The sequence below is a fragment of the Hydrogenophaga sp. LT287 genome (genome assembly GCF_055702805.1).
The window spans coordinates 1-15,949 of record NZ_JBVPZC010000043.1 but is presented as its reverse complement, the minus strand read 5'-3'; the positions used below and the strand labels follow the sequence as shown (position 1 = coordinate 15,949).

Here is a 15,949-nt window from a genome sequence, read left to right as displayed (position 1 = left end):
TCATGGCCTTTGGGGAGGATGGCGCCCAGTGTCAGGGCAATCTGTTCGGGAGACCAACGCTCGCTAAGAAAGTGGCGCACCACATCAAAGAGCACGCCGTCGCGGTGAAGCTTGTTGGGGGGACGGCCTTGCGTACGCCGCTGCTGGGCGCAGGCACGCGCGGTGGCGCTGGCGTAGCCTGCTGGCTGTGCGTTGCGTCGAAGCTCTCTGCTGATGGTGCTGGCGGATCGTCCCATGGCCAGTGCCATCTCACGTACGCTGAAATTCTGCTGGACCAGACTGGCCAGCGTCATACGGTCCTCTGGCTGGAGTTGTTGATACCTTCTGGGCGGGCTGCTTTGCATCTGCTGACCTTACTCGGTGGCAGGTGTTGCACTTCACTTTTGAATCCGCCAAGTTTTGCGTGGTGTCGAAGTCCACGCTTTCTTCTCGGCAAGGGCGCAGCGTCTTAGCAATGGGGGCATTGGCAGTCAGCAGAGCCTCACGCTTGCCGGGCCAATTGAGCTGATACCGTTCTTGCGGGCCTTCTACGATGGTGTCGGACAGCTCTTGGCGCAACTGGTCAAAGTTCACACTTTTCCTGAGCACGCCTTTAGCATCCAGAGCTTCGGTCACGCAGCTTGGAAAAAGCTCTGAAATAGCGACCAGTTTGTCGATATTGGCTTGGGTCAGATCTGGGCTATGCATTTTCAGTTTATTCATGGTCTTTTCGGCTTCTAGCTCCAGTGGAATGTGCGGGAGCAGCAATGGAATAAGTAGCAAATCGGGCAGTTTGGACGCTGATCATGTCAGCGCTTCCAGTTCAGTGCGAATGGTACGCAACTGGGCGTTGATCTCGACCTTGCGGTTGAACTGTTTTTCGGCGTTCAGGCGGGCTTCCAGCTTGGCCGCTGCGGCCTGTTTGGCTGCCAATGTTGCCAGTCGGTCCAACTGGTCGCGCAATGACTCACCTGCACGGGCCGGACCGGCCAAATGCTGACGCAAAAGCTGTTCGTACAGGCCCTGCAAATCCAGCGCCAGGGGTAATGCTGGCCTGGCGTCAACGTCGTTTTGCCAAGGCGCGGCATGGTAGTCCCCCAGCACCCACTGATCACCGGCAGCATCGCTGGGCCGTTTGTAGGCTGCAATTGGTTGGGTACGCCCCTCAAACCGCAGGTTGAACAGGATGGGACGCGGCATGGCCTTGTCAATGCAGCGCAGTACCGAATGACTGATTTCCGGCAACTTCAAGGCGACTTCAAACACCTCAATCTCGGGCACTGCCGGCTTGGCAGGCAGATTGATGGTCTCCGGCGCTAGCTTGTAGGTCCAGGTGATGCTTTCCACCTGCTCCACAAACAGCGCGCGCAATGCCGCCGTGGGCTTGGCATGGGCGTAGATTTTCGACTTGGCTACCGGGCGGCCCACTGCTGCCTGTGGCGGCCAAGCGAAAAGTGCATGGGTCGTCATGTGGCCTGAATCACCAAGAAGCTGATCAGCTCGAAGTCTTCGAGCCCGGCAATCTCTCCCACCAGAGCGCTGGTTTTCCCTGGCGAGAACAGGCTGTCCACGTCTTGCTCTTGCTGGCGCTCGATCATGGAGTGAATGGCCTGGTCCAGCAAATTGGAGTACATGCGCATGTTGCGGCCATCGTCGGTCGCCTTGTTGAATGGCTCAAAGGCTGCGGGCACGGGTTCGCTGCGGCCTTTGCAGGCATTGCGGGCCAAATCCAGCAGGGCCTTGACCTCCATGTGGTCGGCAATGACGCTGCCGTCCATGCCGATGTAAACTAAGTAGTACGGGTGCAGGCGATTCTTTTGCTGCACCACGGCACCGGCTGTGCCACTCAACAGGCGGTTGCGGAGCGTAAATATGACGCCGGGCTTTAAGCCTTTGTCGGGGTTGGCTGGCACCACGGCGTGCAGGCCATTGGGCAGGCGGGCCAGGTCGCCATGGGCTTTGACATAGTTCAGCAAGTCCATGCGGAAGTCGTTCAGACCCAGGTCTGTAATGGATACCCCGGTTTTGAGGTCTTCCATTTCAATGACTTCTTCTTGCAAGCGGCGCAATTGCTCCTTGCGGTAGGCCACGTCGTTGGATTGGGCTGACAACACGTTGTCATCGCCTGTGGCGGTCACGTCGGCAATCATCATGCGGCTTTCCACCCGCTCTTTGAGGCGGATGTACTCGTCCAGGCTGATATCGGGCCAGTAGTTGACCAACTGGATGCGTGCATTGGGGGAGCCAATGCGGTCCACCCGACCAAAGCGCTGGATGATGCGCACCGGGTTCCAGTGGATGTCGTAATTGATGACGGTGTCGCAGTCCTGCAAGTTCTGACCTTCGGAAATGCAATCGGTGCCGATCATCACGTCGATTTCACCCGGCTCATGCGGCATGGTCAGCGCCTTTTCTTTGGCGCGAGGTGCAAACAGCGTGAGCATGGTTTGAAAATCCACGCCCTGGCGAGGGTTGGCAGCCAGCCGCAGTGTGGTTTTGGGTTCGGTGGAACCAGTGACTTTGCCGGTATGGATGCCGTGCTTGTGGAACAGGCCCGGTGCCAGGTTGTCATACAGGTAATTGGCCGTGTCCGCGAAGGCGGTGAATATCAACAGCTTGCGGTTGCCGGGGTTGAAGGGGTGCGCCAGCTTTTGCTCGATCTGCGCTTTAAGGTGTTGGAGCTTGGCATCGTCCGCCGGGGTGATTTTGGCCATTTCAGCCAAAAGCCCATCGATGACGGCCAGGTCACCACCAAGGTCATGTTCCCAGGACGGCAAGTCCATGTCGCCCAGGTCGATTTGCACCTTGCCACCAGTTGAATTGCTTTCACTACCCTGGTCGTCATCCAGATCCGGCAACAGCTCGTCATCAAAGTCGGCATCTTCAAAGTCGGGCGTGTGGTCGGTGAACTTGGCGGCTTTGCCTGACTTTTTGAAGGCGGTGATTTTGGCCAGCGCCTTCTGGTGGTTGCTTTGCAGGCTCTGCAATGTGAGGCGGAACGATGCGACCGAACTTTCCAGCCGTTTGAGCAGGTTGACCGTCATCAGCGCTTGCAGGCTCTTTTCGCGGTCGGCCTGTTTGAGCTTACCGCCGCCGCTGGCCACCTCGGTGTCGTACATGTCTTCGTACTTCTTGATGCGGCTGGGCAGGATGTAGCCCACGGGCGCATACACGGCCAGTTTTAACAGGCTGAGCTGGTTGAAGATGTCGTTGAACCCGATAACGTCCGTACGCTGGGTCAGCGGGCAGTGGAATGACAGGGGTTTGAGGCGTTCGGGGAAGGTGCCAATGTCCTTGGTGTCGTAGAACGTCTCGATGTGCTTGCGCGACCGGGCAATGGTGACGCTGTCCAGCAGCTCGAAAAAATCAAAGTCCAGCGCGGCCAGGATGGCACTGGCGGTGCGCTCCTCTGGCGGCAGCTTGGTCCACATATTGAACGCGGTCTGTGCGCGGCGGAATATCTCGTCAATGTCCTTCTCGGTGCGTAGCTTGTCACCCAGCAACCCGGCGTTGCCTTCATATGCCAAAGCCAGTTGGTTACGCAGATCGTTAAAACGGTTGTTGACCGGGGTGGCGGACAACATCAGCACCTTGGTTTTGACGCCCTGCTTGATGACCGTGTTCATCAGCTTTTGGTAGCGCGTCTCCTTGTCCTTGTAGACATCGTTGTTGCGAAAGTTGTGCGACTCATCGATCACCACCAAGTCGTAATTACCCCAATTCACCCGGTTGAGCGGGGTGCCAAAGGATTCGCCGCTGGTACGCTGCAAGTCGGTGTGGCACAGCACTTCGTAATTGAACCGGTCTTTGGCGAAGATGTTGGTTTTGAGGTTGCGGTTGTAGGTCAACCAGTTGTCGGCCAACTTCTTGGGGCACAGCACCAGCACAGAGCGGTTGCGAAGCTCGTAATACTTGATGACGGCCAGCGCCGTGAAGGTTTTGCCTAGGCCCACGCTGTCTGCCAGGATGCAGCCGTTGTAGGTTTCCAGCTTGTTGATGATGCCGGTAGCGGCATCGCGCTGGAAGTTGAACAGCTTCTGCCACACCAATGTGTCCAGATAGCCGGTGCGGTCGTTGGGCAGCACATCTTCGTTGAGGTCTTCCAGGAACTCGTTGAAGATGTTGTAGAGCATCAGGAAGTAGATGCGCTCGGGCGAATTCTCTTGGTAAACCGACGCAATGTGCTCACACACCAGGTTGGTCACGTCTTTCAGCTTGTCGGGATCAGCCCATATCTGGTCAAACAGGCTGAGGAATACGCTGGTGTTGGCGGGTTCATCGAACTTGTTGACGATGTTGGACACGGCATTGCCACGCTGGTAGCCCAAATCCACGGCAGTGAAGCCATGCAGCGGCATGTAAACCGCATTGGGCGCTGCGGGTCCAGCGGCCTGCACCGCTGCAAACTGCTGCATGGGGGCCACGCCACTGTTGGAGCGAAACTTGGCTTTACGGCGCATCCAGTCGGCACATTCGCGCGCAATGGCGCGTTGGGTCAGCTTGTTTTTAAGCTGCACCTCGAATTCGGTGCCGTAGAAACTGCGCTCACTCTGGGTTTCGGAGGGTAACTTGGGGATATGGAACTCGCGCCGCTCTTTCTTGGCGGCGTCGGTTACCTCATCGGGCATGAACGTGGGGGACGTGAAGATGAACTCGAACGACTCGACCGATTCCAACTCGCGCTTCAAGGCCTCATAGGCGTAAATGGAGAAGCACGATGCGGCGATTTTGAGCCGCGCGCCTGGCGGAACAGACTGCTTGATGTCGTCGCCCAGCAGGTCGTTGATGTTGTCGATGAGTTTCATGCTCAGTTTTCGTGGCTCTTTGTGTGAATCCTTCGAGCACGAGAGCGCCACCCGCCCGACCATGCGCAGCAACGAGGCAATAGCTGCTCGCTATACAGCTATGAGGCCGTGTATATACTCCAATTTACTACAAAGCATAGAGGCGTCCGATAGCGTACGCCATCTGCTGATTCCACCGTCCAGCAGGGAGGACACATGGCCCGTCATTACTCGACCCGAGACTTTTTTCGGCACATGCCCAACGCCCTGTTGGCCCGCTACTTTGCGGGGCGCACGGTGTTTAGCGAGTTCGACTTTGCCGCCATGTCCGAGACCCGGCACGACGAGTTGTTTGCCGCCTGGCTGGCCTTGCCCGAGGCCCAGCGCAACACCATGGATGCCGAATTTCGCGACATCTTTGAGATGAGTTGCGAGAAGGGTTGCCGCGCCATTCTGGACGAGGCCCAATGGCATCTGGCTCAAGATGCAGACCCGAACGCCGCCAATGCCTTCACTGAAAAGCTGGCCGCTATGGTCAACCACTTTGAGCGCGCCATGGTCACGTATCTGGACTACAACACGTTTTGGCGCGGTGCAAAGCATTTTCACCACGCAGACACGCTGCCTTACTGGCGCAAGCGCAAGAACCTGTCGCACAAGGCCGCTTCAGTGGACACGGCCAGCATCCAGGCACTGGCCAATCGCATCCGCACCTATTTTCACCACACCGAAGGCCGGGGCAACAACTGCGTGGTGGAGCCCTACCGTCGGGGTGACCGCGACTACTTCTTTGCCTACCCCGAAGACTATTCACAGCAAAGCCCCGAGTGGGAGAACGGGCGGTTCAGCATTCGCCCGCACAACCCGGCTTTTGAGGTGATCTTTGTCTACTCACAGTCCGAAGGCACGCTGGACCTGAACTACCGCGGCTCCTTCAAGGCCATCGAGCCGCTGCAAGCCATGTTTGCCGAAACCATTCTGCAATTGCCCGAACTGCCACCCGACCCCAAGGACTCGCGGGTGTATGACCTGGGGCCGCTGCGCCAGCGCAATTTTGAATTCAGTTACGAGCTGGGCAGTGGCATTGAAGGCGTTATCGTCAAGAAGCTGCGCCTGTCGTCACGGGCCACTAAGGGTGAACGCATCTCGCTGGAAGCGGATACCAGCCAAGACCCGCAAGCCGTGTACGCCTTGCTGGATCGCATTCAAACCGCCATGCCCATGGCACAGTACAGCGTCACCCAAGTGGACCTGGCTGTGTCCATGGTGGTAGAGGTCGACCGGCCACCCAAGACGGTGAACATCCACATCACCTACCCCAACTCCTGCTCGCTCAAGTACGACGAACTGGGCCTGAAGCTGCGCGACATGCTCAGTGCTTCTGGCATTGAACCGCGCGAACCTGAAGACGAGGTCACACCCGATCCCACCGCCACCGCCACCGCTGCGGAATCCGTCACCGTGGAATGACGCCCCAAGCCGCCTTGATCGAGTTGCTGGGCCGCGTTGGCGCGAGGCTGGGCAAGTCTGTCACGGTCAGCACGGAAGAGTTGAACCAGTGGCCCACGGCGGCAGTGGCCGCTCTGAAGTCACAAAATTTGCTGCTGAAAGCGCGCCCCGCCAAAAGCGTAGTTTGCCCCGGCTGCGAACAGGAATGCAGCAGCATGACCGTGCACACGCTGACGCGCCTGAACGCGACGGTGGCGACGTCTTTTGTGGTTTGCGACAAGCGCAGCGACATCAACCGTGTGCCCGTCCCCGCCGCCCGGCTGGCCCAATGGCGCTGTGATGCCAAAGCGGTGTGCGGGTTTGTTGCTGCCGGTCTTGGCCTTCAACAAACCACCGTGCAGCCTTCGGAAGATGGTTTGCTGCCCATTGGCATGGCGAGAGGAAACAAGCGCACCCAGATGCTGAGCCTGCGCGTGCAGGGGCATGTGGCACTGGTAGTGGGAGCGGATGCAATGCCACTGGCGGATGTCATCGGCTTCGAGGATGGCAGTTTCACGCTGGATCAGGCGGTGATTCGCCAAATGGTGGATGCAGCCACCACCGCCGACCCGCGCCACACGCCCAGCACCGCCAAGCGCGAGGCGCGCAAGATCGACACGCAGGACATGTACGCCACCTGGCAAAAGGCGTACCGCGCTTTGCGCAAAAGGAGCCCAGACAAATCGGACGTTTGGTACTCGCAGCAGATCGCCAAAACCGCCGTTGCGAAAGGCCGCGACGCCAGCACCATCAAGAAACACATGCTGGCCTGAGCGCCAGCAGGTCAGCCACCGGCAATCAAAGCGGGCTGGCAGCCCCCAAGTCGGTAAAGTTGTTGATCTTGACCGACCCGTCTGGAAACCGCGCAATCACTTCCAGTTCGCCGCCCATGGCCTCGATGTGGCTACGCAGGGTGGACAGGTACATGTCGGTCCGTTTTTCGATCTTGGCAATTGACGGCTGCTGCACATGCAGCACTTCGGCCAACATCTTTTGAGACAGGCCACGGGCTTGGCGCAACTCATTAAGCGGCATTTCAGCCAACATCTGCCGGGCCATGCCATCCGCCTTCTCACGCGCGGCCTGGCTCATGCCTGCGCGCAGTTCTGTAAATTTCTTAGCCATCAATCGCTCCTTCACGTCGAAGTTGTTCCAGGTGCTGGTCATACAGCCGGTCGGCAATCGGCACATTCACGTCATACCAGCGGTCGTCGCCCGTCTTGTCGCCGCCAATCAAAAGAATCGCCATTCGGCGCGGATCGAATGCGTACAGCGTGCGAAATGGTCGCCCGCCATGCTGGGTGCGAAGTTCGCGCATATGCCCGTGCTTGGAACCATGGATGCCGCTGCTGTGTGGGTGCCCCAACGCTGGCCCCCGCGCTTCCAGCAACTGCACAGAGGCAGCCAATGAAACCTGCTCGTCTTCCGACAGGCTGGCCCACCAGTCACCAAATTCGTCTGTGTATTCAACATCCCAAGTCATGCGCAAATATAGCCTCCATGGAATATTCCGTCAAGAGCATGCTTCGGGATCGTTTTGGACTCATGAACCCATTGGCTTGAAATAGTTGGGCGGAAAGTTTTCGCCCAACTTGTACGCCTGACAACCAGCTGTTTCTTGCTGTTTTGTTCCAGGCAACCTGCCCACCTGCCTCCTCTGAAGACAGCTCGCTGCAGGCCGCCGCATGGGCCTTTTATCGCCCAAAACGCCCAAACACACTGCGTCTGAGTTTGTTCCATAGCCGCCAAAGAGGACCCACCATGACGACCACCATCCTGCGTATTCCAGCCGCCAAAAGCCGCTCAGGCTACTCCCGCTCCACCATCTACCTGCGCATTTCCCAGGGTCTTTGGACCAAGCCCGTCAGCCTGGGGCCGCGCGCTGTCGGCTGGCCTTCCCGTGAGGTTGAAGCGTTGAACGCTGCGCGCGTTTTCGGCAAGTCCGACGCCGAAATCCGAGAGCTGGTCGAGTTGCTGCACGCCAAACGCAAAGAACTGACTGCCATTTGAGGGCCGGCGACATGAAAGATGCATTTCACACCCTCGCCTGCTGGCTGATCCAGTCAGCCCCTAATGCAGCTGCAATCCTCTTCGGTCTTGCGATGAAAGGGTTCGTATGAGCGACCTGACAGACCCGTCTTGGCTGGCGACCCAAAATCTCGCAACGCCAGACAACTCTGGCAACTGCGAAGCGCTCTACGCGGGTGATGCGGCGCCAACCACGCCCAAAGAGCCACCCCAAAGGCCATTGGCCTTCACGGTCATTACTGGCATCCAACCGGCCCGGCTCACCAAAATCATCGGCCTGGACGCCAAAGGCGGCATGCGCAAGGAGACGGCTGCCCTGCTGGGCCAAGGCCAGGCGCAGCGTGTGGTGGTGGCTGACCTGAATGGCCTCAAGTCCCACTTGGATGCACTGACCAGTGCGCAGGCTGTCACCTGGGGTTTGACCCAAGAAGATACCGTGGCGGTCTGCACGCAAGGGGATACCGAGGCGCAGCAAGCAGGTGCCATTGCACGCACCCGCGAGAACTTTCAGTTTCTGGCTGCGCCGGGCGTGATGATGCTGGATCACGATGGTTTGCCCGATGGCGAGTTGTCGCCAGTCCAGTTCCGTGATCGCCTGATTGCCGCTGCACCCGCGTTGGCCCATGCACCCATGCTCTGGCGGCCCAGCGCTTCGGCAGGATGTGTGGGGCCGGACGGCAGCGCCTTGTCTGGTCTGACCCGGCACCGTTTGTACATTCCCGTGGCAGACGCCTCGCTGATCCCCGAGGCGGGCAAGGCTCTGGAGGCCTTTCTGTGGGCCACACCGGGCGGGGGCTGGTGCGATGTGGGCGCCGCAGGCCAACGGCTGGCGCGTTGCCTGGTGGATGTTTCCGTGTGGCAGCCTGAGCGGCTGGACTTTGCCGGGCCACCCGTTCTGGTGGATGGGGTGACCCGCTGCGGCGTCGAAGGTGTGGTCTACGGCGACGCCACCGCCCAGTTCAACCTGCACCTGCTGATCGACAGCGCGTCATCCGCCGTCAAGAAGCAGGCCCAGGCCGGGCTCAAGGCCGCGCGCGCAGCAGTGGCTGAAAGATGCGATGCCGCCCGGCGCAGCTGGGTAGCCGACAAGGCCCCTGCCCTGGCGCAACGCCGTGGCATCAAACTGGCACAGGCAACCAACGTGCTGGAGCGCGCTGCGGCGCATCAGGTGTTGATGGGTGACTTTGAATTGACCTGTGCCGACGGCCAGGTGGTGAACGTGGCGCAGTTGCTGGACAACCCCCACCGCTGGCACAACACCCGTTTTGCCGATCCGCTGGACCCGGACGCAGACAAGCGTGTGGCCGTGGCCCGGCTGCTGAACGGCACCCGCCCTGACCTGTTTTCACACCGGCATGGCGGCATGCGCTACGAGCTGCGTCGCCAATCGGCGCGGGTTCAATTGGGTCGGGGCATGCGGGTGGACGCCACCGATGCGTTGCTGCATGTTTTGCGTGACCGCAGCGAACTGTTTGACTTTGGGACCAATGCCATTGCGTTTGTTGCAGATGGCAAGGCCACGCCAGTCAGCTGCGACTGGCTGGTGGACCATGCGGGCCGGGTGGCCGAGTTCTACAGCGTCAAGACCGAGCGGGATGACGATGGCAACGTCACTTCCACGCGGGAAATCCCAGAAGACGCTCCCACCTACATTGCGAAAGCCATCATCGCCAAACACGGCGGCCGCAACTTCCGGAAGTTGACGGCGGTCACCACGGCACCCACCTTGCGGCCCGATGGCAGTGCGCTGGACGAGCCCGGCCATGACTCAGCGACGGGGCTGATGTACGTCACCGCCGAAGCCTATCCGCTGGCCGTGCCGTCCGCACCCACTGCCGATCAAGCCCTGGACGCATTGGCCAAGCTGTGGCACCCAGTGCGCCAATTTCCATTTGCCGACGAAGTGGCCGTGGGCGTGACCCTCGCCGCCATGCTGGCCGCGTGTTTGCGCCCTGCCCTGCCCACCTGCCCGGCCACCGGCTTTGACGCGCCAGCGGCGGGCACCGGCAAGACCCTGCTGGCCAAGTGCATCGGCGCCCTGGCGACTGGAGGTGATGTGGCCGTGCTGCCACCCACCAATGAAGAGGACGAATGCCGAAAGCGCCTGTTTGCTGCACTGCGCGGAGGCTTCAAGGTGCTGCTGTGGGACAACGTGCGCGAGCCGCTGGGCAATTCGGTGATCGACTCGTTCTTGACATCGTCTCTGTTTGCCGACCGCGTGCTGGGTGTGTCTGAGAACGTGGAGTTGCCCAACCGCGCTCTGTTTCTGGTGTCGGGCAACAACCTGGTGTTGACGGGCGACACCCACCGAAGGATCTTGCTGGCACGACTGGACGCGCAAATTGAAACGCCCTTCAAACGCGAGTTCGAGTTTGACCCGCTCACCGAGGTCTGCAACCACCGCCAAGCCCTGGTGGTGGCCGCACTGACCATCGTCCGGGCCTACATCGCCGCAGGTAGGCCCAAGGTTGCCAAAGGGCGCATTGCGTCGTTTGAGCTGTGGGATGACTTGGTGCGGCAACCCTTGTGCTGGCTCAGGGAACGCATGTTGGAGTCGGGCCGAGACTTGACGGCCTTGCCCACCTTTGTTGATCCTGCGGAGTCCATTGACCGCGCTGCATCCGAGAACCCGGAAACGTCGAAGCTGGCGGCATTGCTGAATGCCTGGATAACGACCTTTGGCACCACGCCAACGTCACCGGCCCAGGCCATCACCAAAGCCACGGAACAGTTTGGTGCTCAGTCCGTCTTGTTTGATGCGCTCGACGAAATCGCGGGGCAAAACGGCAAGCTCAACGTGCGCATTTTGGGCCGCTGGCTGGAGCGCCACGCCGGTCAGCTTTGTACCGGCCTGCGGCTTGTGTTGGGCAACAAGACCAACGGCCTCAAGCGGTGGACCGTGGTGCGCACGGTGGAGCGCGCCGCAACGGACAAGGCAATCCCCGCAGTTGCGAGAGTTGCGCCGAGTTGCGAGATTCAGGCCGTTGATGACACAGCGAATGCAAGCCGACTTGATGACGTGGAGATTTTCTGATGACCACACAGGCCGTAGAAATCGTCGTGGCCCAGCTTTGGCATGCCGGACTGAACCTCTCCCTGGCTCCCGGGGGCGGCCTGGCCGTGGCACCGTCCAGCCACTTGACCGCCGACCTGCGCGACCTCATCCGCAGCAGCAAGGCGCTGTTGATCGACTGGTTGACGGCAGCCAACGATGGTGCCAGCCACGCACCGGATCCACCCGATGACCCTGTGGACTGGAAAGAACTGGCAGCGGCTTATCACGCCCACCACTTCAAGTGCCCCATCTGCATTGCTGCCGGGCGGGGTTCGCAAGACGCACAACGCTGTGGCCTAGGCATGGCGCTGTGGCGGTCGTATTGCGTTTGACCTGACCTAATTCTCGAAAGCCCATCATGAACACCGCCACCAACACCGCTCCCCTGATGCCCACATCTGAGCCCGGGACTCAACCCTATGAAGTTGTCCGTTTCAACGCCCTCAAGCACGGCATCCTGAGCCGCTACACGGTGCTCAGCCACGAGAGCCATGCCGACTACGAAAGCCTTGTCAACTCGCTGATGGATGAACACCTGCCAGCGGGCGCGACCGAGCAGCACCTGATTGAGGAACTGGCCAGCGTGATCTGGCGCAAGCGTCGGGTGCTGCAAGCCGAGGGGGCCACCATCAACAAGGGCTTGAAAGAATCCGCTCGCAGCGCGAAGACCGTCATTCCGGCGGCCGCACCGTTTGAAATGGGCCTGTCAGGTGAGAACACCGACATTCGGAGCCTCATGGATCTGAAACCGGCGGATGTGGCAGAGAGCCAGCAATCCGCCCGGCACGACATAGATGCCACCAACAAGGCCCGTGCCATCCTGCACAAAGGCGGCGACCGCGCCTATGACAAAGCCCTGCGCGCCCTGCTGCCCGATACGCGCGAGTGGTGGCAAAACTATGTGGATGATGAAGAGTACAGCGCCGATGCCACGGGGCTGGCAGCTTTCATCACCGAGCATGTCATGCCCTTCGTCTACCAGCAAGAAAAAGAATCCCGCCATCACGACGCCATCGTCAATCAGACCATCGGCGAAGGGCTGCAAGCCTACAAGCTGGAAAAGCTCTCGCGCTACGAGACCCACCTGGATCGCAAGTTTGAGCGCACGCTGGCCATGCTGATCAAGCTCAAAGACCTCCGAAGCAGCCGCGCAGGGTGAATACACGCGCACATTCAGGCACCACCCAACACACCAAAAACACCGTATCCATGCGGGTTCCGGATCGGTTCATGGGCTTTCAGTCCACAGCGCCTGCTCAACTTGCCAATTGATTTCGATAAAAACAGGAGAGTAAAAATGGGCGGACGTGGGAGTGGGCGACGCAGCACCTACAACGGCAAACCGGAGACCAACAATTCCATGCCGCTGGACATCCGCAAGATCACCCGAAAAGGCTTGCTGGTGCCGGGTAGCGGCTTTAGCTGGCAGTGGTTTGTGAACGACCGGCAGGTGGCGGGCATCAGCATCCGGGTGGACCTGCAAAGCATGGTGTTGTCATGGCGCATCAAAAGCACCGCTGAAGTGGTCGAGCAAAGGGTTCAAACGCAAACCTCACCCTGCCACCTGGGCGGACAGCGCCACTGGTTCACCTGCCCCCGGTGCAGCAAGCGGGTGGCCGTGTTGTACGCGCCGGGCCGGTATTTTGCTTGTCGCGTTTGCGGCAGATTGGGCTACGCCACGCAAAAGGAAGGTGCGGGCGACCGGGCAACCACCAGGGCAAACAAGCTGCGCAAACGCTTGGATTGGCCGGCTGGAATCGTCAATGGCGCTGGCGGCAAGCCCAAAGGCATGCACTGGAAGACCTACCTGCGGCTCACAAGCCAGCACCATGCGCTTGTGCAGGTCAGCTTGCAGGATATGGGTCGCAAGCTGGATTTGGTGCACAAGTTGTTGAATGGGTGAATCTGTTTCGCAATATCGTCTGTCGCACTGTCAGCAACACACAGCCGACGCTTCAGGACTTCCACAAAGGCGAAAGATCCAGATCGTCAATGTCGTCTATGGTCAGGCCAGTGGGGAGTGTCGGACCATTCGGCACTCGTCCCAGGCCTGTGCCATTGATTGAGTACAGATCAGACTCATCGACAAGCATGAAGCGCATGCCGTCAGGATCCTCCACTTGACGGAACAAACCTGGGCAGCCTCTATGTGGACTTACCGTGAGTTCTCCCTCGCTGTTGTATGACCATGACAACAGATCGGTACCGCCACAGTTCAAGCAGTGATTCGGGGTGGTGCGAAGGGGCTGCAGGCGCCGATAGGTCTCGATGTCGTCCAGTTTCTCTTGCCTCCACCCTTCTAGCTGATCTGGGCATTCCCCCCACTCCCGAACCACGGCAGCGGCGTCGTTGTCCAAGTCCTCGCCTGACGGCCAGTCCTCCACGCGCCTTGCTCGTCCGCACAAATTGCACCAGCCCAAGGTCCATCGAAGCGGGAAATTCTTGCCATCGGGGATCTTGTAGAGCGCGGAAAGGTACGGACCCGTTGGGACAGTTTCGCCACAGGTATCACAGGCAAGAAGGAGTACGGGAAGGGACATGGGAGCTTGTGTTCAAGGGCGTGTCGTTTCAAATCGAGATTAGCGCAAGCAGCTATTCACAGTACCGCAAAACGAACTGGATGAACGCTGGACGTTTCTGCGTTGTCACCCAGCTACTGAGTCCCAGTCACACCCCATGTCGCTCGTACAAGCCCTGCACTCGCTGGGGTCAACCGCCGACATTGTCTGTGTCGCATGCCCGCAACAACGACTGGGATCATTCCCAGCTTTGCCCACGGTTGGGACAACGGTTGGGACAATGGACGATTTTGAAGGCACAAAGAAGAAAGGACTTAGCCCCTTTCGAAGCTAAGTCCTTGATTCATATGGTCGGCGTGGCGGGATTCGAACTCGCGACCCCTTGCACCCCATGCAAGTGCGCTACCAGGCTGCGCTACACGCCGACAAGCCTCATATTATAGTCGGCAAATGATGCGTTTCAGGCCTGATGCAAAAGAAGCTCACGAATTTCTACCAACTCGCGTCGCATGTCGCGCAACAAGGCGCCGGAGCCCTGCCCTGCGGCATCCATCGATGACTCGCCCGTTATCGCGGATTCAGCTTGCGGCAAATCATCCAACTCAAGATCGATGACATCGATCGCCTCATCGCCATCGTTGCGGCGCTTCTCGCGCTCTGCCTGAACGATCTCCTGGAGCTTGTTGCGTGCGCCGCTGATCGTGAACCCCTGGTCGTAGAGCAGCTCACGTATGCGCCGGATCATGAGCACTTCGTGATGTTGGTAATAGCGGCGGTTGCCTCGGCGCTTCATGGGGCGCAGCTGGGTGAATTCCTGCTCCCAATAGCGCAGCACGTGAGGCTTGACTCCACACAACTCGCCGACTTCACCGATGGTGAAATAGCGTTTGGCCGGAATGGGGGGAAGTGTTTTTTCCATGAAAATCAAGGCGGTACAGACCGAAGCTTGAAATTTACTCTAACACAGCGCTCAGTGGTTGCGTTGATCGAAATTTCTACGCAAGGTCTTGAAACAACGAACACGGCCATGGGGCGACATTTGGCTAAACACCACAGACGAAAAAAAACCCAGGCATCTGTGACACCTATTGATCCGGCCCTGTGAAGTCTTAAGCTGCATATCGAACGTGATGGTCCTGGAAGTAGCTCATGACGCGCTCGGGGTTTTGCTCCAGCATCGCCATGTGATCGTTGGCCGCATCGCGTAGCTTGGCCTTGGTTCGCACCGGCACGCGCTTGCCCATCTCCTGCTTCAAGTCCGCATTGAGCCGCTCCTCTGGGTTGAGCTGTGGGCTGTAGCTGGGCAGGTAGAACAACTCGATCTGGTCCTGCCGCTCAGCCACCCAAGCCTTCACCAGCTTGCTGTGGTGGACCCGCAGGTTGTCCAGAATCAGAAAGACTTTTTTACCCGCGTCCTTGATCAAAGCTTGTAGGAATTCGATGAGCTTCTCAGCATCGAAAGCCTCGTCAATGATCATCCACCGCGTCTTGCCCTGGTTGGTCACCGTGGCAATCATGGAGAGCTTTTGACGGGTGCCGCCCACGGCCATGGCCACCGGTGTTTTGCCCGCTGGCGCGAAGCTCCTGCCGCGCACATCGGTGTTGACCAAGGCCGTCTCGTCGCCCCAGTGAATCTCGGCCCCCTCGGCCCTGGCGCGCTGCTCAATGCCGGGGTACTCGCCCTCCAACCAAGCCTGCACGGCAGCAGGGCTTTGCTCGTAAGCGCGCTTGATGGGCTTTTGCGGTGTGAAGCCCCAGCGGGTGAGGTACTTGCCGATGCTGCGCACTTGCAGCTTGATGCCAAATTCCTGTTCGATGAGCTGACCCACTGCGGCCCGGCTCCACAAGCTGAAATCCATCTTGAGCTGCTCGGGGCGTTTGTCGATGATCAGGCGCTGGATGGTGTCTTCCTGCGCCTGACCGAGCACCCGGCCATCGCCTCTGGCTCGTCCACGAACAGCGGGACGTATCGCACCCCAGCCGCCAGCGTCAAACAGATCGATAGCCGTTCGCACTGTCGGGTAGCTCAGCCCCGTCATCGTGACGATCTGCATGATCTTGGTGCCTTGTCTGTACAGCCTCACGACCTGTTTGCG

The 15,949-nt window shown here is 59.4% G+C and carries 16 protein-coding genes and 1 tRNA gene; 7 read left to right on the top strand and 10 right to left on the bottom strand.

Going from position 1 to position 15,949, the window contains the following annotated elements:
- From AC0GNR_RS18195 to AC0GNR_RS18180, 4 genes are all read right to left on the bottom strand, one after another.
- Positions 1–344 (bottom strand): transposase (locus AC0GNR_RS18195; protein ID WP_472901300.1); only part of this gene is annotated, 344 nt, incomplete at its 3' end.
- A complete protein-coding gene (locus AC0GNR_RS18190) occupies positions 250–702 on the bottom strand; it encodes a hypothetical protein (RefSeq protein ID WP_472902238.1) in 453 nt (150 codons plus the stop codon). The genes AC0GNR_RS18195 and AC0GNR_RS18190, both read right to left, overlap by 95 nt.
- 81 nt (positions 703–783) lie before the next feature.
- The gene (locus tag AC0GNR_RS18185; RefSeq protein ID WP_472902236.1) at positions 784–1,449 is read right to left on the bottom strand and encodes a DUF4391 domain-containing protein; all 666 of its coding nucleotides are present in this window, start codon (positions 1,447–1,449) and stop codon (positions 784–786) included.
- Entirely contained in the window at positions 1,446–4,784 is a 3,339-nt protein-coding gene (locus tag AC0GNR_RS18180; RefSeq protein ID WP_472902235.1) for a helicase-related protein, read from the bottom strand. The genes AC0GNR_RS18185 and AC0GNR_RS18180 overlap by 4 nt, the downstream gene beginning before the upstream one ends.
- A gap of 195 nt (positions 4,785–4,979) precedes the next feature.
- Between AC0GNR_RS18180 and AC0GNR_RS18175 the strand changes: the two genes are divergently transcribed.
- Positions 4,980–6,233 (top strand): hypothetical protein, encoded by a 1,254-nt coding sequence (locus AC0GNR_RS18175; RefSeq protein ID WP_472902234.1) that lies wholly within the window; start codon positions 4,980–4,982, stop codon positions 6,231–6,233.
- Positions 6,230–7,024 (top strand): hypothetical protein, encoded by a 795-nt coding sequence (locus AC0GNR_RS18170; RefSeq protein WP_472902233.1) that lies wholly within the window; start codon positions 6,230–6,232, stop codon positions 7,022–7,024. Before AC0GNR_RS18175 ends, AC0GNR_RS18170 begins: the two co-directional genes overlap by 4 nt.
- A 25-nt stretch (positions 7,025–7,049) precedes the next feature.
- Here AC0GNR_RS18170 and AC0GNR_RS18165 read toward each other — a convergent pair whose 3' ends face one another.
- Together AC0GNR_RS18165 and AC0GNR_RS18160 are read right to left on the bottom strand one after the other, a co-directional pair.
- Entirely contained in the window at positions 7,050–7,376 is a 327-nt protein-coding gene (locus AC0GNR_RS18165) for an XRE family transcriptional regulator (protein WP_472902237.1), read from the bottom strand.
- A complete protein-coding gene (locus AC0GNR_RS18160; protein WP_472902232.1) occupies positions 7,369–7,734 on the bottom strand; it encodes a type II toxin-antitoxin system RelE/ParE family toxin in 366 nt (121 codons plus the stop codon). The genes AC0GNR_RS18165 and AC0GNR_RS18160 overlap by 8 nt, the downstream gene beginning before the upstream one ends.
- A gap of 278 nt (positions 7,735–8,012) precedes the next feature.
- On the opposite strand from AC0GNR_RS18160, the gene AC0GNR_RS18155 reads away from it, so the two are divergent.
- From AC0GNR_RS18155 to AC0GNR_RS18135, 5 genes are all read left to right on the top strand, one after another.
- Entirely contained in the window at positions 8,013–8,261 is a 249-nt protein-coding gene (locus AC0GNR_RS18155; protein ID WP_472902231.1) for a helix-turn-helix transcriptional regulator, read from the top strand.
- A 106-nt stretch (positions 8,262–8,367) separates the two neighbouring features.
- Complete coding sequence (locus tag AC0GNR_RS18150) at positions 8,368–11,313, top strand: hypothetical protein (protein WP_472902230.1); 2,946 nt, start codon at positions 8,368–8,370, stop codon at positions 11,311–11,313.
- Positions 11,313–11,666 carry a hypothetical protein gene (locus AC0GNR_RS18145; RefSeq protein ID WP_472902229.1) on the top strand — a complete coding sequence of 118 codons (354 nt, stop codon included), beginning with the start codon at positions 11,313–11,315 and terminating at the stop codon, positions 11,664–11,666. Before AC0GNR_RS18150 ends, AC0GNR_RS18145 begins: the two co-directional genes overlap by 1 nt.
- Positions 11,667–11,692: 26 nt before the next feature.
- Positions 11,693–12,493 (top strand): hypothetical protein, encoded by an 801-nt coding sequence (locus AC0GNR_RS18140; RefSeq protein ID WP_472902228.1) that lies wholly within the window; start codon positions 11,693–11,695, stop codon positions 12,491–12,493.
- 138 nt (positions 12,494–12,631) lie between these two features.
- Entirely contained in the window at positions 12,632–13,237 is a 606-nt protein-coding gene (locus tag AC0GNR_RS18135; protein WP_472902227.1) for a hypothetical protein, read from the top strand.
- A gap of 52 nt (positions 13,238–13,289) precedes the next feature.
- Here the strand turns inward: AC0GNR_RS18135 and AC0GNR_RS18130 are convergent, their stop codons facing one another.
- The 4 genes from AC0GNR_RS18130 to AC0GNR_RS18115 all read right to left on the bottom strand — a co-directional run.
- Entirely contained in the window at positions 13,290–13,691 is a 402-nt protein-coding gene (locus AC0GNR_RS18130; RefSeq protein WP_472902226.1) for a hypothetical protein, read from the bottom strand.
- Between the two features lie 510 nt (positions 13,692–14,201).
- Positions 14,202–14,278 (bottom strand) — tRNA-Pro (locus AC0GNR_RS18125).
- Between the two features lie 35 nt (positions 14,279–14,313).
- Positions 14,314–14,772: a MerR family transcriptional regulator gene (locus AC0GNR_RS18120; RefSeq protein ID WP_472902225.1), complete on the bottom strand. Its 459-nt coding sequence runs from the start codon at positions 14,770–14,772 to the stop codon at positions 14,314–14,316.
- A 190-nt stretch (positions 14,773–14,962) separates the two neighbouring features.
- Positions 14,963–15,949: IS630 family transposase (locus AC0GNR_RS18115; protein WP_472902224.1), on the bottom strand; the 987-nt coding region annotated here is incomplete at its 5' end.